The 22,079-nt window shown below is 43.3% G+C and carries 14 protein-coding genes; 11 read left to right on the top strand and 3 right to left on the bottom strand.

Annotated features, from left to right (window positions below):
* Positions 1-38 precede the first annotated feature (38 nt).
* The 6 genes from gyrB (at position 39) to ABD873_RS12785 (ending at position 11,238) form a co-directional block, all read left to right on the top strand.
* A complete protein-coding gene (gene gyrB / locus ABD873_RS12810; RefSeq protein WP_345068917.1) occupies positions 39-2,000 on the top strand; it encodes a DNA topoisomerase (ATP-hydrolyzing) subunit B in 1,962 nt (653 codons plus the stop codon).
* A 99-nt stretch (positions 2,001-2,099) separates the two neighbouring features.
* Entirely contained in the window at positions 2,100-2,900 is an 801-nt protein-coding gene (locus tag ABD873_RS12805; RefSeq protein WP_345068915.1) for a PorV/PorQ family protein, read from the top strand.
* The gene (locus tag ABD873_RS12800; RefSeq protein WP_345068913.1) at positions 2,890-4,935 is read left to right on the top strand and encodes a ComEA family DNA-binding protein; all 2,046 of its coding nucleotides are present in this window, start codon (positions 2,890-2,892) and stop codon (positions 4,933-4,935) included. The genes ABD873_RS12805 and ABD873_RS12800 overlap by 11 nt, the downstream gene beginning before the upstream one ends.
* The gene (locus tag ABD873_RS12795) at positions 4,929-7,025 is read left to right on the top strand and encodes a ComEC/Rec2 family competence protein (RefSeq protein ID WP_345068911.1); all 2,097 of its coding nucleotides are present in this window, start codon (positions 4,929-4,931) and stop codon (positions 7,023-7,025) included. The genes ABD873_RS12800 and ABD873_RS12795 overlap by 7 nt, the downstream gene beginning before the upstream one ends.
* Positions 7,022-8,923 carry a RecQ family ATP-dependent DNA helicase gene (locus tag ABD873_RS12790; protein ID WP_345068909.1) on the top strand — a complete coding sequence of 634 codons (1,902 nt, stop codon included), beginning with the start codon at positions 7,022-7,024 and terminating at the stop codon, positions 8,921-8,923. Before ABD873_RS12795 ends, ABD873_RS12790 begins: the two co-directional genes overlap by 4 nt.
* Positions 8,924-9,009: 86 nt before the next feature.
* Positions 9,010-11,238, top strand: a complete 2,229-nt coding sequence (locus ABD873_RS12785; protein ID WP_345068907.1) for a sodium-translocating pyrophosphatase — start codon at positions 9,010-9,012, stop codon at positions 11,236-11,238.
* Between the two features lie 39 nt (positions 11,239-11,277).
* Here the strand turns inward: ABD873_RS12785 and ABD873_RS12780 are convergent, their stop codons facing one another.
* The gene (locus ABD873_RS12780) at positions 11,278-12,171 is read right to left on the bottom strand and encodes a LysR family transcriptional regulator (protein WP_345068905.1); all 894 of its coding nucleotides are present in this window, start codon (positions 12,169-12,171) and stop codon (positions 11,278-11,280) included.
* Positions 12,172-12,250: 79 nt separating this feature from the next.
* On the opposite strand from ABD873_RS12780, the gene hutH reads away from it, so the two are divergent.
* The 5 genes from hutH to ABD873_RS12755 are packed head-to-tail and all read left to right on the top strand — an operon-like array spanning position 12,251 to position 18,949.
* The gene (gene hutH, locus ABD873_RS12775; RefSeq protein WP_345068903.1) at positions 12,251-13,819 is read left to right on the top strand and encodes a histidine ammonia-lyase; all 1,569 of its coding nucleotides are present in this window, start codon (positions 12,251-12,253) and stop codon (positions 13,817-13,819) included.
* A 1-nt stretch (position 13,820) separates the two neighbouring features.
* The gene (hutI, locus tag ABD873_RS12770; protein ID WP_345068901.1) at positions 13,821-15,059 is read left to right on the top strand and encodes an imidazolonepropionase; all 1,239 of its coding nucleotides are present in this window, start codon (positions 13,821-13,823) and stop codon (positions 15,057-15,059) included.
* 18 nt (positions 15,060-15,077) lie between these two features.
* A complete protein-coding gene (locus ABD873_RS12765) occupies positions 15,078-17,084 on the top strand; it encodes a urocanate hydratase (protein ID WP_345068899.1) in 2,007 nt (668 codons plus the stop codon).
* Entirely contained in the window at positions 17,084-18,052 is a 969-nt protein-coding gene (gene hutG, locus ABD873_RS12760; RefSeq protein WP_345068897.1) for a formimidoylglutamase, read from the top strand. The genes ABD873_RS12765 and hutG overlap by 1 nt, the downstream gene beginning before the upstream one ends.
* Positions 18,053-18,076: 24 nt before the next feature.
* On the top strand, positions 18,077-18,949 hold the full coding sequence (locus tag ABD873_RS12755; protein ID WP_345068895.1) for a pirin family protein: 873 nt from the start codon (positions 18,077-18,079) through the stop codon (positions 18,947-18,949).
* A gap of 38 nt (positions 18,950-18,987) precedes the next feature.
* Here the strand turns inward: ABD873_RS12755 and lat are convergent, their stop codons facing one another.
* A complete protein-coding gene (gene lat, locus ABD873_RS12750) occupies positions 18,988-20,274 on the bottom strand; it encodes an L-lysine 6-transaminase (protein WP_345068893.1) in 1,287 nt (428 codons plus the stop codon).
* Positions 20,275-20,320: 46 nt separating this feature from the next.
* A complete protein-coding gene (gene amaB / locus ABD873_RS12745; protein WP_345068891.1) occupies positions 20,321-21,850 on the bottom strand; it encodes an L-piperidine-6-carboxylate dehydrogenase in 1,530 nt (509 codons plus the stop codon).
* Between the last annotated feature and the right edge of the window lie 229 nt (positions 21,851-22,079).

Raw genomic sequence — 22,079 nt, 5'->3', positions numbered from 1 at the left:
TTAACTTTGATTGTTAAAATTATATGATTTTTTAATTCATGAGCGAAGAAAAAAAGAACCCTACGTCAACGTATTCTGCTGATAATATTCAGGTTTTAGAAGGTTTAGAAGCGGTACGTAAGCGCCCATCCATGTATATCGGTGATACAGGACCTAAAGGTTTGCATCACCTAGTTTATGAAGTAGTAGATAACTCTATCGATGAGGCTGTAGCAGGGTATTGTAATGATATAGTAGTTACCATTCACGAAGACAACTCTATCTCGGTAAAAGATAATGGTCGTGGTATCCCTACCGGTATCAATAAGAAAGAAAACAAGTCGGCTTTGGAGCTGGTAATGACCGTATTGCACGCCGGTGGTAAGTTCGATAAAAATACCTATAAGGTTTCCGGTGGTCTTCACGGTGTTGGGGTTTCCTGTGTGAACGCCCTTTCCACCCACTTGAAAGCAGAAGTTCATCGTGAAGGCAAAATTTTCATGCAGGAGTATGAACGAGGAAAGCCTTTGTATGAGGTGCGTGAGGTGGGAGAGTCCGACAAATCAGGGACAATAGTAACGTTTAAGCCGGATCCAGAAATTTTTACCCAAACCGCGGTTTACAACTACGATACGTTGGCCAACCGTCTTCGTGAGCTTTCTTTCTTGAATAAGGGCGTGAAGCTTACCTTGATTGATAAGCGCGAGAAAAATGATGACGGCACTGACAGGATGGATGAATTCTATTCGGAAGGTGGCTTGAAAGAGTTTGTCCGTTTCTTGGATGGAACACGTGCATCGTTGATTCCTGAACCCATCTATTTAGAAGGTGTGAAGCAAGGTATCCCTGTAGAGTTGGCTTTCCAATACAACGATACATATGCTGAAAACGTACACTCGTACGTGAACAATATCAATACTATAGAAGGTGGTACGCATGTGGCAGGATTCAGAAGAGGGCTTACACGTGTGCTGAAAAAGTATGCCGACGATTCAGGCCTGCTTAAAAACTCGAAAGTTGAGATTACAGGTGACGACTTCCGTGAGGGGCTCACCGCCGTAATTTCCGTTAAGGTTGCAGAGCCGCAATTCGAAGGACAGACCAAAACGAAGTTGGGTAACACGGAAGTGATGGGGGCTGTGGATGTAGCGGTAGGTGAGATTTTGGGTACTTATCTAGAAGAGAATCCACGAGAAGCCAAAGCTATCGTTCAGAAAGTTATCATCGCAGCGCAGGCGCGTGCAGCAGCACGCAAGGCCAGAGAGATGGTGCAGCGCAAGACCGTGATGAACGGTTCGGGACTTCCTGGCAAGCTGGCTGACTGTGCGAGCAACGACCCTGCCTTGTGTGAGATCTTCTTCGTCGAGGGAGACTCTGCGGGTGGTACGGCAAAACAAGGACGTGACCGTAACTTCCAAGCTATTATGCCTCTACGTGGTAAGATTCTGAACGTGGAGAAGGCCATGGAGCATAAAATCTATGAGAACGAAGAGATCAAAAATATGTTTACAGCATTAGGTGTATCCATCGGTACCGAGGAGGACCCTAAGGCATTAAATCTTTCTAAACTTCGTTACCACAAAATAATCATTATGACGGATGCCGACGTGGACGGTAGCCACATTGCCACGCTGATGTTGACCTTCTACTTCCGTTATATGCGGGAACTCATAGAAAAAGGATATGTATATATCGCTACCCCACCACTTTATCTGATCAAAAAGGGTAAGGATCATGAATATGCATGGAATGAAGAGCAGCGTATTGCAGCTATCCAACGCCTTAAAGGAACAGGTAAAGAGGATTCGGTGCACGTACAGCGCTACAAAGGTCTTGGTGAGATGAACGCAGAGCAGCTATGGGAAACCACTATGGACCCTGCAAGGCGCACCTTAAGACAGGTTACTATTGAAAATGCCGCTGAATGTGACCGCGTGTTCTCTATGTTGATGGGGGATGAGGTAGGCCCTCGTCGCGAGTTTATCGAGAAAAATGCTAAGTATGCAAAAATAGATGTATAAGAGGTAGACTATAAAAATAGGAAGGCCGATAGATAAATCTCTGTCGGCCTTTTTGTTTTTATGTATTTTTCTTAAATTTATTAAGTAACACTAACAGCCATGATGTACAGGGTAATAAGTCTATTACTGCTGTATTCACCGTCATTTGGGCAATCCTTCAATGCTGCAGCTTATCAAGGAATGGGCAATACGGGGATTGCTATAGGTTCTGTCTACAGCAGTACCAACAATGCGGCAGGTTTAGGGGTATTGTCCTCTGCCACAGCGGCTATAGCGTATCAGCCACACCATATGAGTAAGGACCTGCGCTATCAGGCATTATATCTAGGAATGCCCTTCCATCAACTGGGCGCAGCAGGACTTAGCGTGCATTCTTACGGTATTGTACATACATCACGTTTCCTACAGGCAACTTTATCTTATGTACGCAGTTTTGGAGGCGTAATACACACTTCCATCTCTGCCAACTATCACAATTTTTCCGTGCAAGGGTATCAGTCGGACCATGCATATTCAGCAGACCTAGGATTGCTACTCAATATTTGGGAGAGGCTCAATCTAGGTTTTGTTTTCCGAAACATAACCTTCACAAGTTTTAACGATGAAACCGAGCAGCATATTCCTGTTGAGATTGGTTTTGGAAGCCTGTATAGGATGTCTGATGAGCTTTCTCTGGCTTTAGATACATACTATCAACACTATGAAGGGGTAGATGTTCGTGCCGGGATTTGTTATGGATTAGGGGAGAGGATATTTTTTCGGGGTGGTGTTAGTCTGCATCCACGGACATATTTTGCAGGGATAGGTGTCCGGCTTAAAGAATTTCAGATAGACTTTTCTTCCTCCTTTCACTATCGGTTGGGTACCTCACCACAACTGGCATTGGCATATGAGTTTTAAAGATATCATATGGTGTGTTGCTTTATTAGCCTTTTCTCCCGTTTGCAAGGCTCAGGAAAATGAAGAGAACCTGGAAGAGCAGCTGCTGGAACAGCTTGGCGAGGAGCTAGGAGAAGAGGTAGACATCAGCGAAATCATGGAGAAGCTTAACTTCATGAGACGTAACCCTATAGATCTCAACAGGGCTACAGAGGCAGAGCTTAGCGCTTTGGTCTTCCTGAAACCGGATCAGGTGACAAATATTATTGCTCATCGGGAGCTGTCGGGCGACTTCCTCAGCCTTCTGGAGCTACAGGCTATTCCCGGTATGGACCTTCAGACTATACAGCGGCTTACACCTTTCGTGCATATAGGCGGTAAATCGTCGCTAGCGGGAGTGACATGGAAAAGCCTTAAGGAAGAAAACGAACAAACGATCATGTTACGGCTTTCGCGAGTTTTACAGAAGGCTAGAGGTTACGGTATTACGGAAGAGAGCAGATCACGCTATCTTGGAGATCGCAATAGCTATGCTTTACGCTATCGCTGGAACTATCAAGGGAAAATACGTATAGGCTTTAATGCAGAAAAGGATGCTGGGGAGCCTTTCTTTGCCTTGCAACAGAAGGGAGGTTTTGACTTTTATTCCGCTTATGTGGAAGTGAACGGTCTTCATTCACGAATTTCAAAGATTATTTTGGGGGATTATATATTGCAGATAGGTCAGGGGCTTATCTTATGGAATGGTCTTAATTTCGGAAAGGGCACCTTAGCTTCTACCGTGTCGCGTCAAGGTGCGGGATTGTTGGCTTATTCCTCTATGAATGAAAATAACTTTCAACGTGGAATAGCGGCTACTGTTCGCCACAGAAAGTGGACTATGACTCCTTTCGTAGCCTTCAACCGTCTTAGTGGCAATGTCACACATTCAGACTTCGGTAAGCTTATCAATACTATAAGCACTTCGGGATTGCATAGAACGCCTACCGAACAATCTTATAGACATCAGATAGCGCAATTTGTTGCGGGCACCGATATTTCCTTTTCCTATAGAAAACTAAAGATAGGCTTCACTTCTCTTTACACGCGCTTTGACGGCAAGGTAATGAAAGGCGATGAGTTGCGGAATAAATTCAATTTTGAGGGGCAAGATCTGTTGCAGATAGGATTCCATTATAAGTATAGTTATCGCAACCTTTATTTCTTTGGAGAAACGGCACATAGCTTGGGTAGCGGTCTAGCTATGGTGAACGGCGTATTAGGGAGTCTGCATCCCCGCCTTTCGGTATTTGTCCATCAGCGTCATTTTCAAAAGGACTATCATAGCTTTTTTGCACAGACCCTCTCTGAGGGCTCCAACATAGCCAATGAAAAAGGTGTTTATGCAGGATTCAAATATGAAGTTGCACGGCGATGGGAATGGATAAACTATGTGGATATGTTTGCTTTCCCTTGGTTGCGCTATCGGGTGGATGGACCTAGTGAAGGTGTAGATATACTTTCTCAATTTACGTATCATTGGTATAAGCGTGGAAGTTTCCAATTGCGGTATAGATACAGAGTTCGCCAAGAAAATCTTTTAATGTCCGAGAGGCATGAAAATGTGTTGGCTGATGTTGTTAGGAATCAGCTGCGTGGAGATTTTCAATATAAGCTTAACAAAATTTGGTCTATTCGTACGCGCGGCGAAGTATCTCTATACGAGAAAAAAGGAGATTCAAAGAGTAGGGGGTATCTGCTTTTTCAGGATGTTTCTTGGAATATGCAAAAGATTCAACTGAACACAAGACTTTCGTATTTCAATACGGAAGACTATGAATCTCGGATATATACGTATGAACGAGACGTGTTGTATGCCTCCTCCTATCCGATATTTTACGATAGAGGGTGGAGAACCTATGTAAATGTCCGTTATAGATTGTCAAGGAATATAGATGTCTGGATGAAGTATAGCCTGACCCAATATACGGATCGGGAAACTATAGGTTCAGGATTAGATCAGATCGATGGAAGAAGAAAGTCGGAGATTCGTTTTCAGGTGAGATGGCAATGGTAAAGCTAGACATATTGGATCTATCTACAGCTAAAGTGCCGATGGTGAAGGCTTTGGCAGCTTATGTGGCTGGCATACTTCTCGGTAAAATGTTGGATGGAGCAATCCCTCCTTTATGGGCACTTATAGGGGTAGGCATAGGATGTAGTGTTTATGTGATTTGGAGCAGTTTAAATCGATTTTCGAAGAATAAAGCTTTTGCTATATGTTTCCCCTTTCTGGTATTTTGTTATGGTTATTATGCATTAGTATCTCACTGTCCTCGATATGTAGACAATCATATTTCGAAATATCTTCATCTGACGCAATATGTAGGAATCATTGAGGACGAACCGATTATCAAGGAAAAGACGATTCGTTTTCCAGTGCGTGTGGTAGCGGGGATAGATGCTTTGCAGTCCTACTCTCTTTCCGGTAAAATAATGGTATCCTTGTTACGCGACTCAGGGACTACAGCACTGTATGGCTATGGTGATGAGATAGCCCTTATCAACAAATTAAAAGAAGTTCCTCCTCCTTTCAACCCCAAAGAGTTTGACTATAAAGCTTATCTAAAAAACAAAGGTATGGAATTGCAGGCCCTGCTGCTTCCGAGAGAAATAAAAGTAATTGACCACCAGAAAGGAAATGTGTTTGTAGCTTATTCTTTGTCTCTACGAAAAGCGTTAATAGCAAAGTTCAGGAAGTACTTGAAGGATGACGAAGCCTTTCAGGTGGCAGTAGCTCTTATTTTTGGATACCGTTCACTGATTGATCCACAAACCATATCAGCATTTACGGATACAGGAACTATACACGTGCTGAGTGTGTCGGGCTTGCACGTCAGTTTGGTGTTTGTGTGTTTGAATTTTGTGTTGCAGTGGTTAGACAGATGGAGGTGGGGTAAGACGGTGAAATCCTGTATCATCTTGTCATTCATCTGGGCTTATGTGATGCTGACAGGGATGAGTCCTCCGATCATAAGGGCTGGGATAATGATTTCCTTTTTCGTGATGTCTCAGCTTCTAAATAGGAAGCAGGTTTCCGTAAATACTTTAGCCGCTTCTGCTTTAATTATCTTAATATTTTCACCCAACTATTTGTTTGATGTAGGGTTTCAGCTATCGTATGCGGCAATGCTGGGCATTTTGTTGGGGTATCCGCTATTTAGGGCATACTATCTTAGCGGAAATAAGTGTATAAATTATCTGCTAGATTATCTTTATGTGTGTATTGCTGCACAGCTGTTTACTTTACCGCTCTCTCTTTACTATTTCGGGCAGTTCCCGAATTATTTCCTGCTGGCCAACTTGTTCATCGCCCTGCCAAGCACAATTATCATGTATATTGGCGTCTTTCTTTCTATTCTGCCTTTTGACAGCCTCAATGTGGTGTTGGGTAGAATACTGGAATTTTCCTTGATTTTTATGATGGAAGGATTGAAAAGAATAGCGTCGCTTCCTTCTTCTCTCATCCAAGGGGTAGAATGGAGTGGGATTCAGGTGCTGCTATTTATTGTAGCTATGGCGGCACTGGTAGTCGGTCTGGACAGAAGATCTGGAAGGGCTTTGCTTTTGTGTATAATGTCAATTTTTGGGGTATGCGTGATAAGTGCGTTTGCTTCTATTAGAAAGACAAAAGATAGCTTTATTATTATTTACAATGTAAGATCGGACGTCGCTGCGGCTCTTGTTCGTCCGTCACAGGTTGTGCTGTATTCCACCTTGGATTCGCTGAATCACCCTACTCTACGATATAGCGTTCTGCCTAGCTTAAAGCCTTATATTTCGTCATCGCAAATAGAATTTCATAAAATCGAGAACGTCTTAAGGCATAGCTTTCTTCTCGAGTGGGGTACCTATCGTCTACTTCTACTTGAAGATAGGGTCGATGAAGCAAATCTTCCACCTGATGTGAATCTTATCCTGTGGAGAAAGAATAATGGAAATGATGTCCTTCAGCTGTTAAGTAGGTATCCGAAAGCTCAGCTTGTGGTGGACGGAAGCAACAGCGACAGACATATCCGAGCGTTGCAGGATAGAATTCCTAATTCGGAGCTATTATATGTTCTAAAAAATAATTTTGCTTATGTTTGGGATGGATTACAGTTATGAGTGCAACGATACATTCCATACTGAAGCAATATTGGGGTTATGATGCATTCAGACCCTTGCAGGAAGATATTATCCAATCGGTCTTGCAGGGGAGAGATACGCTAGCCTTATTACCTACGGGAGGAGGAAAGTCCATCTGCTTTCAGGTTCCGGCTATGATGCAGGAGGGAATCTGTATCGTGGTATCGCCGTTGATAGCTTTGATGAAAGACCAGGTTGAGAATCTCCGTAAGCGCGGCATTGAGGCTATAGCCATCTATTCGGGCATGGGGTATCGCGAGATAGACATCGCTTTGGACAACTGTATCTTCGGAAAGATAAAATTTCTCTATATAGCTCCCGAACGCTTTTATTCGGAGTTGGTGCGCGAACGTATCAAATATATGAAAGTCAATCTCTTTGCTATTGATGAGGCGCACTGTATTTCACAATGGGGTTATGACTTTAGACCTTCCTATCTGCAGCTAGCCGCATTGCGGGAAGCACATCCCGAGGTGCCAATCTTGGCCTTGACAGCTAGTGCGACGCGGAGAGTTGTAGAAGATATTCAGGAACGCTTGAATTTTAAGGCTAAGAATGTCTTTTCCAAGAGTTTTGCAAGGCCCAACTTGGGATATATGGCATTGGAGGAAGAAAACAAAATGAACCGCATGCTGCGCATCGTAAAGAAAGTGGGAGGGTCAGGCGTTATCTATGTACGCAACAGACGCGAGACGCAGGAGATCGCCCGTTTTTTGCTGAACCATGGGGTTCCTGCAGATTATTACCATGCAGGCTTGGGGATAAAGGAGCGTGAAGGTAAGCAGCAGGCGTGGACAAATAACCAAGTTCGCGTGATTGTAGCTACCAACGCCTTCGGCATGGGTATCGACAAGCCCGACGTACGTTTCGTAATCCATCTCGATATTCCGGATTCTTTAGAGGCCTATTACCAGGAGGCGGGGCGCGCCGGAAGGGATGGAAAGAAGGCTTTCCCGGTGCTGCTGTACAATCAAGAGGACAGGGAAAGGCTATGGAAAACCTATCAGGATAGCTTCCCTTCGGTCACGTTCATTCAGCAGACTTACCACCATCTTGCAAACCATTATCAGATAGCCTATGGAGCCGGAAAGGGAATGTCGGTAGACTTCGATCTTGTGGAGTTTGCAAGGAAGTATCAGCTAGAGGTGATGCAGACAATGAGTGCGTTGAAATTTTTGGAGCGTGATGGATGGATAAGCGTGTCGGAAGCGGTCTTCATCCCTTCACGATTTAAATTTGAGGTGGACTTCCATGAGCTCTATAAGTTTCAGGTGCAGGCAGCAAAATATGATCCACTGATCAAGGCTATCTTAAGGACATATGGTGGTGTGTTTGACTTTTACGTTCCTATTAACGAGTATGAGTTTGCCAAGAAATTGGGTGTTTCTTATGAAACCATCGTGCAGTTGTTGGAAGGCCTAGAAAAACAACAGATCGGTTCATATCTCAGAAGTACGGACAAGCCGCAACTTCAGTTTTTGCAACCGCGGGTAGATTACAAAAACCTCTATATTGATACCGAATTTATCCGTGAACGCAAGCAAGTTAAGGGAGAACAAATCCAGGCTATTTATCGCTTTCTGGATACCAAGGCATGCCGCAGCAAGGCTATATTATATTATTTTGGAGAAGAAAATAGTACTTATTGTGGTGAATGTGATTTGTGTTTGAGAAGAAAACACCTAGCGACAATAGAGGCTAAGATAGAGCAGGAAATCCGCGTCCTGTTGATGGAAAAGTCTTTAGAGTTGCATGAACTTATAGATAATCTTACCGTCGGCTCCGACGAGCAAAAGCTGAAAGTACTACGTACCTTAACAGATGAGGGAAAGGTAGCTATCCAGGACGGAAAGCAATACCATTGGATGGCAAACTAATCGCAAGTCCTTAAAAAAGAATATATTAAAGTTTTTTGTTTTCCAAAAAAATGCTAGCTTTAATATAACCAAAATAAACTTATTTTATGGAAAACTATATGATTTACTTACCTGTAGCGCTAGCTACGTTGGGGTTACTTTTCATGCTTTTGAAGGTCAGCTGGGTGAACAAACAAGATGCTGGCGAAAGCAAGATGCAATTTATCTCCAAAAGTATTAAGGAAGGGGCTATGGCCTTTTTGAAGGCGGAGTACCGTATTCTACTGGTGTTTGTAATCATTGCAGCCTTAGCCTTATTTTTTGTGTCGACCATGGTGGATACCACACATTGGATTATTGTCGTAGCATTTGTCTTTGGAGCCTTCTTTTCGGCGTTGGCGGGAAATATAGGAATGCGTATTGCTACGAGTGCCAATGTACGTACCACGCAGGCAGCCCGCACGAGCTTGCCTAAGGCATTGAGCGTTTCTTTCTCGGGAGGAACGGTCATGGGGCTTGGGGTTGCAGGATTAGCCGTATTGGGCTTGAGCATTTTCTTTCTGATTTTCGTTAAAATGTTTATAACAGGGACCAGCTCATTTTATAATGAAATGACCATCGTGCTGGAAGCATTGGCGGGCTTCTCCTTGGGAGCAGAGTCTATAGCTCTGTTTGCACGTGTCGGAGGAGGAATTTATACGAAGGCTGCCGATGTGGGTGCCGACCTAGTTGGTAAAGTGGAAGCCGGAATTCCGGAGGACGACCCACGTAACCCCGCTACTATAGCCGACAACGTGGGAGACAACGTAGGGGATGTGGCAGGAATGGGAGCCGACTTATTCGGTTCTTATGTGGCTACCGTGTTGGCCTCTATGGTATTAGGTAATTATATAATCAAAGATATGGCTGAGGCCAGTGGCGGAACTTTTACGGACGCTTTTCAAGGTATGGGCCCTATATTGTTACCGGTAGTCATAGCAGGAGTAGGAATCATCTCTTCTATTATAGGAACTTTCTTGGTGAAAGTTTCAGGTAATGACGCTAAAGAAAAAGAGGTCCAAGGCGCATTGAACTTAGGAAACTGGACCGCTATCGTATTGACAGTAATTTCATGTTTTTTTCTTATCCGCTATATGCTTCCTGAAGTTATTCAGATGAAGTTCTTTGGAGAAGGATATAAGGATGTGGATAGGATGAATGTGTTTTATTCTACTATTGTAGGTCTAGCAGTAGGTGGTTTGATTTCTTCATTCACCGAATATTATACAGGATTGGGTAAGAAGCCTGTTTTGAATATTGTACGTAACTCATCTACGGGCGCTGCGACTAATATTATTGCGGGTTTAGCCAACGGGATGATATCCACCTTTTCTTCTGTTCTTCTGTTTGCTTTGGCGATTTGGGGTTCTTATTCGCTTGCCGGATTTTATGGGGTGGCCATTGCAGCCTCAGCGATGATGGCAACTACAGCTATGCAGCTTGCCATCGACGCCTTCGGCCCAATTGCTGATAATGCAGGTGGTATTGCCGAGATGAGTGAGCTGCCTAAGGAAGTACGTCAGCGTACCGATGTGCTGGATTCTGTGGGTAATACGACGGCGGCGGTGGGTAAAGGCTTTGCTATTGCGTCGGCAGCATTGACAGCTTTAGCATTGTTTGCTGCCTATGTGACTTTCACCGGCATCGATGGAATTAATATCTTCAAAGCGGATGTCTTGGCTGCATTATTTATTGGAGGAATGATACCTGTCGTGTTTTCGGCATTGGCCATGCAGTCAGTGGGTAAGGCAGCCATGGATATGGTGAATGAGGTGAGAAGACAGTTTAGAGAAATTCCCGGCATCTTGGAAGGTACTGGAAAACCTGAATATGGGAAATGTGTGGATATATCTACGAAGGCCGCCTTACGTGAAATGATGCTGCCGGGCGCTATTACCATCATCATGCCTATCATCGTAGGTTTCGTAATGGGAGCAGAAGCGTTAGGAGCCTATATGGCAGGGGTTGCCGTTTCAGGTGTGTTATGGGCGATATTCCAGAACAATGCAGGAGGATCGTGGGATAATGCAAAAAAGTCTTTTGAAGCAGGTGTGGAAATTAACGGAGAAATGGTCTATAAAGGATCGGATGCACATAAGGCGGCAGTAACAGGTGATACCGTAGGAGATCCATTTAAAGATACTTCAGGACCTTCCATGAACATATTGATTAAACTTACCTGTCTTGTGGGCTTAGTCATAGCTCCAATTTTGGGAGGACATACCGTAAATACAGTCAAAAAAGATAAGGTCGTAGAAGTGAAGGAAAAGGTTGCTTTCGTACATGATAAAAAATAATTTGTAAATCCCCTTAGCAATCGTGGCTAAGGGGATTTTTTATCCACATATCTTCTTGGTAATCTCAAGAAATAATGGTATTCCCGGATTTCGGTTCTCCATATTCCAGGCGAGATAAAGAGTTGTTCTTTGCGGAATATGTTTGAGCTCGATGAAGTCTACATCAGCATTATATCCTTTCTTCAAAGAGGAGGGGACAATAGCCATGCCCATACCTTGAGATACCAAATTGAAAATCGTCAAGGCATTTACCGTACGCAGAGTCACGTTAGGTATAAAATGATGATCCCTAAATATACTCATCACCAAGTCGTAATAAGTTGTACTATAAGCCCTCGAAAAGAGAATGAAAGACTCTTCTTTAAGGTGGGCAAAGTCTGCTTTCTTTGTCTGACTTAAAGGATGCCCTTTAGGTACTACCAAAGCAAAATGTTCAGTAAGTATAGGAAGAGACTCGATCTTAGGAGGGAAATTTTCCATCCGTACAAAGCCGAAGTCCAGCTCATCTTTTAATAACAGCTCCATCTGTATTTCGTTGGATAGTTCATTTAGGGTGATGTCTACCATTGGTTGTTGACTCTTTAGTCGTGTTAAGAGTTCAGGAAGTATAGTCTGTACAGCCGAACCTATAAAGCCAAGCTTTAGTGTAGCAATTTTACCTTCTCCAATCTTTTCAATCTGAGTGTGGATGTTGTGGTAGTGAGTGAAAAGTAGTTCTACCTCTTTCTTCAGATATTCTCCGGCAGGTGTCAGCTTTACAAAACGTTTCCCCCTTTCAAAAAGAGCTGTCTTGTAAATTTCTTCCATCTGTTTGATTTGTCGTGTCAAACCCGGTTGGGAAATAAAGAGCCTTTCGGCAGCTCGGCGATAGTGCAGCTCTTCTGCCAAAACTTTGAAATAATAAAGATGCCTTAGTTCTATTTGATAATTCATAGTTATCAATTAATGATGTAATTGATATTAATAGTTATCAAATATAAGGGGTAAATTTGATAATGAAAGACAAAGATTTATGAAAACATTTAGGTACGGAGAAGATTTTTTGAAATGTTCGATAGCTATAGCTATCGCCAAAGGAAATATAAAGGGGGTATTGACAGAAGAAGCCAAACGCCAGATTCAGCAGAGTGCTGACTATGTACAGAAAATAGTAGATAAGGGGAAAGTCGTTTATGGAATAAATACAGGCTTTGGACCTTTGTGTACAACGATTATAGATGCGGAAGATACCCGTACGTTGCAGGAAAATATTCTTAAAAGTCATGCCGTAGGGGTAGGAGAACCTATCGACAAGGAGCTTAGTAAGCTGATGTTGATTTTGAAGGTTCATGCCTTGGCAAAGGGTTATTCGGGGGTGCAGCTATCGACAGTAGAGCGTATCATCTGGCATATAGAGCACGATGTAATTCCGGTTGTGCCCAAACAAGGGTCGGTAGGTGCTTCCGGAGACTTGGCTCCCTTGTCACATCTTTTTTTGCCGCTTATCGGATTAGGCAAGGTATATTATGCAGGTGAGATCAAAGATGCGGCAGAGGTTTTGTCTCATTTGGGAATGAACGCTGTACCGTTAGGAGCCAAAGAAGGATTGGCACTTATCAATGGAACTCAATTCATGGCGGCACATGCGGTCAAGGGTGTGGTAGAGATGAGTCGCATGCTGGATACGGCGGATCTTGTGTCAGCCTTAATGATCGAAGGGCTTAATGGTTCAATCAAACCTTTTTTTAAAGAGCTTCATCAGCTACGTAACTATAAGGGAAACAGTTATGTAGCTTCTACGATATACAATTTGTTGGAGGGTTCAGCGATCATGGAGTCCCATCGCAATTGTTTGCGAGTACAGGATCCCTATTCATTGCGCTGTATTCCGCAGGTGCATGGCGCTTCACGAAATGCGTGGCTCCATCTTAAAGAAACCATAGAAACGGAGATCAACGCTGTTACGGACAATCCTATCATCATCAATGACGAACTGACTATCAGTGGCGGTTCTTTTCACGGACAGCCTATTGCCTTGCCAATGGATTATGCAACCTTGGCAGCCTCCGAAGTCGGCAATATCTCGGATAGAAGAGTATACCTTTCCTTGGAGGGGGAGACAGATCGTGTGCCTAAGCTGCTGGTGAGAGTTACGGGATTGAATTCGGGGTTTATGATATTGCAATACACGACGGCAGCATTAGCTAGTGAGAATAAGAGCTTATGTTTTCCTGCAAGTGCGGACAGTATTCCTACTTCCTTGGGACAGGAGGATCATGTAAGCATGGGTTCTATTTCCGGACGTAAGCTTTTGCAGGTATTGGACAATGTGGATAAGATTTTGAGTATAGAGTTATTATGTGCTACTCAAGCTAAGGATTTTCACTATCCATTGCAGTCTACTCCAATTATAGAGAGCATTCATCAGCATATCCGAAAATTCATACCTCATATTGAAGAAGATCAGCCTATGCAGGAGATTCTGCAAAAGGCCTTGGATCTCGTGAAAAGTGGAGAGCTATTGCAGATAGCGCAAACCGTAGCTTCTGAAAAAGCGTTAAAATATAAGACCACCCATTTGGATGATTTTGAAAATTACTGATATGGATAAATTATTGGTTGGGCCATTCCGTCAGTTGATTACTATGCGGAATTTACCATTGAAGGGAGCGATAAAGGACAGTCAGCTGGAGATCATTCCCCACGCGGGAGTCTGCATAGAAAGAGGCCGTATTGTTGCGGTCGATATCTATGATAGACTGAAAGACAAATATACTGATGCTAAAAGCGTGACATATAAACAAGATGTGGTATGTGTTCCTGGTTATGTAGACTGTCATACCCATATAGCTTTTGGTGGCAGTAGGGCTAATGATTTTGCCTTGCGGAATGCTGGAAGCTCCTATTTGGAGATTGCCCAGGCCGGCGGTGGTATTTGGAGTACGGTGCAGCATACCAGAGCCTGTTCGCAAGAAGAACTTTGCTTCCTTACGCAGCAGAGGGCAGACAGTCTTTTAGCACAAGGTGTTACCACCGTGGAAGTGAAGAGTGGCTATGGTCTTGACGTGGAGCAGGAGCTAAAAACTTTAAGGGCCATACAAGCTGCGAATCAAAGAACAGCAGTAGAACTCATTGCCACCTGCCTAGCGGCACATACAAAGCCTAAAGACTTTGTGGGTAGCAATAAGGATTATTTGGCATATATTCAGGAAGAGCTTTTTCCAAGACTTTTAGAAGAAAAGTTAACACGTCGTATAGATGTTTTTGTTGAGCAGAGTGCTTTTTCTGTGGAGGAGGCAAGAGCATATCTGTTGAAAGCGAAAGCTTTAGGTTTTGATGTGGTGGTTCATGCTGACCAATTTACGGTTGGAGGTTCGTCGTTAGCAGTAGAGTTGAAAGCCCTTTCAGCAGACCATTTGGAGGCTTCTACTGCGTCTGAGATTGAGCGTTTAGCACACTCCAATGTGGTTGCGGTGGCTCTGCCTGCCGCCTCTTTGGGGTTAGGCTGTTCTTTTACCCCTGCCCGTAAGCTGCTGGATGCAGGGGCAGCCTTAGCTATCGCTACAGATTGGAATCCCGGATCTGCTCCTATGGGGCAGCTTATGACATCTGCCAGCATTTTGGCAGCCATGGAAAAGTTGACAAATGCGGAAGTCCTAGCTGCTATCACTTTCCGTGCGGCAGACGCGTTGGGCTTGCGTGATCGAGGACGTTTGGTAGCGGGACAATTAGCCGACTTTGTGCTGTACGCTACGGATAATTATCAAAATATCACTTACCACCAAGGCTCGTTACAGCCCATGGCTGTCTGGAAGTCGGGGGTTGAAGTGTATGGTTGTTAAATTAACATTTTAGTAGAGATGAATACTTTTCAAGAACAGATATTACAAGGTATTCCGGAGGTGTTACCTCCCAAGAAGGAGTTGGATGCTACGGTGAGTCATGCACCCAAACGCAAAGCTATTCTTACACCACAAGAGGAACGTTTAGCAGTGCAGAATGCCTTACGCTATTTCAAGGAGGAATGGCATGAGGAGCTGGGAAGAGAGTTTTTGCAGGAACTGAGAACGTTTGGACGTATCTATATGCATAGGTTCAGACCGGACTATGAGATGTATGCCCGTCCTATAGACGCTTATCCTGCCCGCTGTAGACAGGCTGCAGCCATCATGTTGATGATTCAGAATAATCTTGATCCTGCCGTAGCACAGCATCCTCATGAGCTTATAACCTACGGTGGCAATGGGGCTGTCTTTCAAAATTGGGCACAATACCTATTGACCATGAAATATCTTGCGGAGATGACAGAAGAGCAAACACTGCATATGTACTCCGGTCATCCGATGGGACTTTTCCCCTCGTCAAAGGAAGCACCCCGTGTGGTGGTAACCAACGGCATGATGATTCCTAACTATTCTAAGTCCGATGATTGGGAGCGTTTCAATGCTTTAGGTGTTACCCAATACGGTCAGATGACAGCAGGGTCTTACATGTATATTGGTCCTCAGGGAATTGTTCATGGCACTACTATCACCGTCATGAATGCTTTCCGTAAGGTGCTTCCTCCTGGAGAAGAGGTGCGAGGTAAGGTATTTGTCACTTCCGGACTAGGAGGAATGAGTGGAGCTCAACCCAAGGCAGGGAATATCGCCGGCTGTATTACGGTCTGTGCCGAGGTCAATACTGCCGCTGCTCTAAAACGGTATAATCAAGGCTGGGTTGATGAGGTTCATTACGATATGGGTGCGTTGGTGGCTCGGGTAAGGGAAGCTATGGCAGCTAAAGAGGTGGTTTCTTTAGCCTATGTGGGAAATGTCGTTGAAGTGTGGGAAAAGTTTTACGAAGAAGATATTTATGTCTCAGTAGGATCTGACCAGACTTCCTTGCATAATCCTTGGTCCGGTGGATATTATCCTGTAGGATTTAGTTTTGAAGAATCCAATAAGATGATGGCTGAAGATCCTGAACGCTTCAAAAAGGTGGTACAGCAAGCTTTGGTTCGTCATGTAGACGCCATCAATAAGCATGCTTCACGGGGAACTTATTTCTTTGATTATGGAAACGCTTTCTTGCTGGAGGCTAGCCGTGCAGGAGCGGATATTATGGCAGAAGATGGGGTGAATTTCAGATATCCTTCCTATGTGCAGGATATATTGGGACCTATGTGCTTTGATTATGGCTTTGGACCCTTCCGCTGGGTATGTACTTCCGGAGATCCGGAGGATTTGCGTAAGACGGATTATCTTGCTTTGGAAGTCATGACTCAACTGAAAGAATCTGCCTCTCACAATATTGTTCAGCAATTGGAAGATAACATCAAATGGATTCGGGAAGCTGATCAAAATAGATTGGTTGTAGGTTCGCAAGCACGCATCCTGTATGCTGACGCGCTGGGACGTATACGTATCGCAGAGGCTTTCAATAAGGCTATTCGTGACGGTAGACTGAAGGGACCAGTCGTGTTGGGAAGAGACCACCACGATGTGAGCGGTACAGACTCGCCTTATCGTGAAACAAGCAACATCTATGATGGAAGTCGTTTTACAGCAGATATGGCAATACATAATGTAATTGGAGATAGCTTCCGTGGTGCTACATGGGTGTCTATACATAATGGAGGAGGCGTCGGCTGGGGAGAAGTGATAAATGGAGGGTTTGGCTTGGTGTTGGACGGTTCACAAGAAGCAGACAACCGATTAAAACAAATGTTGTTTTTCGATGTTAATAATGGTATAGCACGAAGAGCTTGGGCTAGAAATAAGGAGGCTTTGGAGGCTATAGAGAAAGAACTGCAACGCACTCCCCAGCTCAAAGTCACAACACCGAATTTGGTAGATCAATCGTTGTTGGATAAAATATTTTCGTAATGGAGGCTTTTCATAAATTATATCAGAAGGCAAATCCCGACCTGTGGCAGGGAAGAATAGACGGAGAGGATAGGGCATTGCATCGCTGGCATCAGGTGGTGGAGTGTGTAGATTTGAATTCTGTAAAACAGATGGACAATGCCATAGCCATACTAGGATTTTGTAGTGATGAAGGTGTTCGTAGAAACAAAGGAAGAGAAGGCGCTAAAGCAGCTCCTCCTTATCTGCGAAAAATTCTGGCCAATTTGCCTGTTCATTTTGGAACACACAGAAGATTGATAGATGTGGGGGATATCCATATCCAAGGATATGATTTGGAATCGGCTCAGAAAGCTTTAGCTATGGCCGTAAGCAAGATTCGTAGCTTGAATGGATTTCCTTTGATTATAGGAGGAGGGCATGAGGTGACTTATGGCCATTTCAGAGGCCTTTCTTCTGATAATAAGCGGATAGGTGTTATCAATATAGATGCTCACCTGGATATGCGTCCATTGGAGGAGGGGAAAGGGAATTCCGGTACTAGCTTTTACCAATTGGAGAGAGAGCTTTCTTCGAATGGACAGCAATTGCATTATATGGCTATAGGAATACAAGATATAGCCAATACCCAAGGCTTACTGCAATATGCGATTTCTAAAGATGTGCTTATTGTCAAAGCTGATGAGATTCAGGCTAAGCGGCTAGATGCTGTCAAAGCCAAAATAGAAAGTTTTGCAGCGGAAATCGATGAACTGTATTTAACCTTAGATATGGATGTTTTTGCGGCGACCTATGCTCCGGGCGTTAGTGCTGTTGCCTTTCAAGGACTGATTCCGGACCATACATTTTATGAGCTTCTGACTTATATTTTTAAGCAACCCAAATTGGTAAGTATGGATATAGCGGAATTAAATCCTCGATTTGATATAGACGAGCATACAGGACGCTTGGCCGCTAGTTTTATTTTCAAGCTTCTACAAGAAATTTAGTACTTTAGATAAAATAGTATTGTTATGTCTAATATTGATTTTATACGTGAGGAAACGGCCGCAAATATTGGGAATTTTTTAGTAGGAAGATTATTACCTTTTCGTCAGAAACGCTCTATAGGACCTTTTGTTTTCATAGATCATATGGGCCCAGCCTGCTTGGCGGAGCATGAAAATCTTGACGTTGCTCCGCACCCACATATAGGTCTTTCGACATTAACCTATCTTTTCGAAGGAGCAATATTTCACCGCGATAGTATTGGGTCAGCGATGGAAATTACACCTGGAGCGGTAAATTGGATGACAGCGGGAAGAGGAGTTGTTCACTCGGAACGTACACCGGAGTATTTACGTCAAAAGGATAAGTTTCTTCATGGTTTGCAGATCTGGGTTGCTCTTCCTAAAGAGCTGGAATTCATGGAGCCGGAGTTTTATCACATCGAAGCCAAAGATATTCCCTCTTGGGAAGAGGATGGAATTCATTATAAGCTCATCGCTGGAGAAGCTTTCGGCAGAAGATCTCCTGTTCCTGTATACAGCCCGTTGTACATGCTGGAAATAAAAAGTCATGAGGAAAGCTTTATTGATATTCGGGAAGAATTGTTCGGTGAAAGTGGCTTATATATTTTGGAGGGAGAAATAGAAAGTAATGGCTATACGTATGGCCCTAAGCAGATTCTGATCACGGAAGAAGCTCATCTATGTTCTTTTACTATGAAGCCCAACACTACGGTGTATATTTTCGGGGGAGAGCCTTTTCCTGAAGAGCGTTTTATTTATTGGAACTTTGTCGCTACAGACAAAAGTATTATCGAAGCGGCAAAAGAGCGTTGGAAAAATCACGAGTTTCCGAACGTTCCCGGAGATGATGGATATGTACCTTTGCCAAACTATTAAAGAGCAATAAAAAAAGAGTGCCGTAAAGCACTCTTTTTTTATAAAGATTTTCTAATTAATTCAAAAGCTTTATCGATTTCTTCGACGGTGACAGTGAGATGCGGTCTGAAACGTACGCTTTTTTCTCCACATCCTAGAATCAACAGCTTGTGTTCAAGCGTTTTATTGATGAAGGCATCTCTACGTTCTTCGGTGTTAAAATCAAAAGCACATAAAAGTCCTTTGCCTCGTGGATTGGAAAGGAAGTCGTTTTCCGATACCAGTTTTTCAATCTGTTGGAGGAGATATTTGCCTGTTTCAGCAGCTTTTGCCACCAGCTTTTCTTTTTCAATTATCTCTAAAATCAGTTTGAAGCGGATCATATCGACAAGATTGCCCCCGAAAGTGGAGTTGATGCGGCTTGACTCTTTGAAGACGTGGTTTTCTACGCGGTCGATCTTTTCTTTGTTGGCCAAGATACCGCAAACTTGTGTTTTTTTTCCGAAGGCGATGACGTCAGGAATGATGTCGTAATGCTCATAGCACCACATTTTGCCGGTCATGCCTACACCTGTCTGTACCTCATCCAATATCAATAGAATATCGTATTGGTCACAGATGCGACGTAGCTCCTTAAAGAATTCTTTTCTAAAGTGATTATCCCCACCTTCTGCTTGTATGGATTCGACAATCAAGCAGGCGATGTCATGTGGATTTTTGTCTATCGCCTCCATGATTTGAGCGATGGCTTGCTTTTCTACTGCTATTGTCTCTTCAATACTTTCATCGGTTAGAGGGAATGTAAGTTTAGGGTTGACGATCCGTGGCCAGTTAAATTTTGGGAAATACATGTATTTGCGAGGATCTTTTGTGTTGGTCAACGATAATGTGTATCCCGAGCGGCCGTGGAATGCTTGTTGGAAATGGATGACTTGCGATGCTTCGTGGTTGATGCCCTTACTTAAATTTAGGCGCGTCTTCCAGTCGAAAGCCACCTTAAGAGCATTCTCTACTGCTAGAGCCCCCCCATCAATGAAGAAAGCATAGCTTAATTCTTTAGGGATGGCTACACGTTCGAATGTCTCCACAAATTCTGCAAAGCTATCCGCATAGATATCTGAAAGTGCAAGTTTGTTTATCGCTACTTTTTCTAGTTGTTTACTGTTTTCCTTAATATATGGATGGTTATAACCTACCGGAGAGGCTGCAAACATGCTAAACATGTCCAAATATTCATTTCCCTCCGTATCTACCACTATAGATTTATATGACTTTTCCAAATCCATAGTAAAAGGAAAGCCATCGGCTAGAATATGTTTTGATAATATCTGATGTGTTTTATTCATAATTTAGTTGATGTCTATTAATGGTTCTAGTTCTATCTTTCCGTTATTATAAGTTGAATTGAATACCTTGTGCTAAAGGCAGGTTGGTCGTATAATTAATGGTGTTGGTTTGTCGGCGCATATAGACTTTCCATGCATCGGATCCGGACTCGCGTCCACCTCCCGTTTCTTTTTCGCCACCGAAGGCGCCTCCAATTTCAGCTCCGGATGTTCCTATATTAACATTGGCAATGCCGCAGTCTGAACCATTATGGCTCAAAAATAGCTCGGCCTCCCTCAGATTCGTTGTCATTATGGCTGATGAAAGTCCTTGTTTTACATCGTTTTGTAGTGCAATGGCGTTGTTGACGTCACCAGAATATTTTATTAGATACAGAATAGGGGCGAAAGTTTCCTGTTGTACGATATCGTAATGGTTTTCTACTTCGGCAATTACCGGCGTCACATAACATCCGCTTTCATAGCCCTCACCTTCCAGTACTTTTCCTTCCAAAAGGATGTTACCTCCTTGTTCTTTTATTTTCTTCAAGGCGTCCAAATACATTTGTACGGCAGCTTTGTCAATAAGAGGCCCCATGTGGTTTTTACTATCCAACGGGTCGCCAATTTTGATTTGTTTATAGGCTTCCACTAAGGATTCTTTTACTTTATCGTAGATGCTTTCGTGGATGATAAGCCTTCGAGTACTTGTACAACGTTGTCCTGCTGTTCCTACAGCGCCGAAAACAGCTCCTATTACGGTCATCTTCAAATCGGCGGATGGTGTAACGATGATAGCATTGTTGCCTCCCAATTCCAATAGGGATCTTCCCAATCTTGCAGCAACTGTCGCTGCAACCTGTTTGCCCATCCTAGTGGAGCCCGTTGCAGAGACAAGAGGAATACGTTCGTCTTCGGCAATCCATTTGCCGACCTCTGCGTCGCCGATAACAAGAGAAGAGATACCTTCAGGAAGATTGTTTTCCTTCAATATTTCTGCAATTATATTTTGACAAGCTATGGCACATAATGGTGTTTTTTCGGATGGCTTCCAGACTATCACATCGCCACATACTAGAGCTAAAGCAGCATTCCACGACCATACTGCTACAGGGAAGTTGAAGGCCGTGATGATACCTACAATTCCCAGCGGATGGTATTGTTCGTACATGCGATGCCCCGGGCGTTCAGAATGCATAGTAAGACCATATAGCTGTCTAGAAAGTCCTACAGCAAAATCACAGATGTCTATCATCTCTTGGACCTCACCCAAACCTTCTTGGTAAGATTTTCCCATTTCGTAGGAAACCAGTTTTCCAAGAGTTTCTTTCTCCGCCCTAAGTTTGTTGCCTAGCTGACGTACGATTTCTCCTCTCTTTGGTGCAGGAATGTCGCGCCAAATAGCTTTCGCTCTTTCGGCTTCTTGGATTACTTTTTCATATTCTTCCCGCGTAGTTGAAAGTACACTTCCTATCAACTTGTCGTCGGTAGGAGAGTAAGAGTCTATTTTCGATCCGCTACCAAACCAATTGGATCCTGTAGAAGAACCTAAGTTGCTTTCTGATAGTTTTAATGATGATAGTTCTTTAAGGTTCATAATTTGTAGTAGATTATTCAATTTTTATGTAAATATACCGAATAAAATTTATTTTTCAAGTGTTTTGTGAAAACATTTGACTAAAATAAGGATTTTAACAGGTTTATAGCAGTAGTTTGATATTAAAAGAAAAATATCTTACGCATTATCAGCGTATTATGTTTTAAGGGTTAAAAAATAGGTTAAAAATGTTTGGAAGTAATGGTTTAAACTCTCTATCTTTGCACCA

Origin of the sequence: Sphingobacterium thermophilum (assembly GCF_039541675.1) — a bacterium.
GTDB lineage: Bacteria > Bacteroidota > Bacteroidia > Sphingobacteriales > Sphingobacteriaceae > Sphingobacterium > Sphingobacterium thermophilum.
The sequence above is the reverse complement of the archived record's forward strand: the minus strand, read 5'-3'. Positions and strand labels throughout refer to the sequence as shown.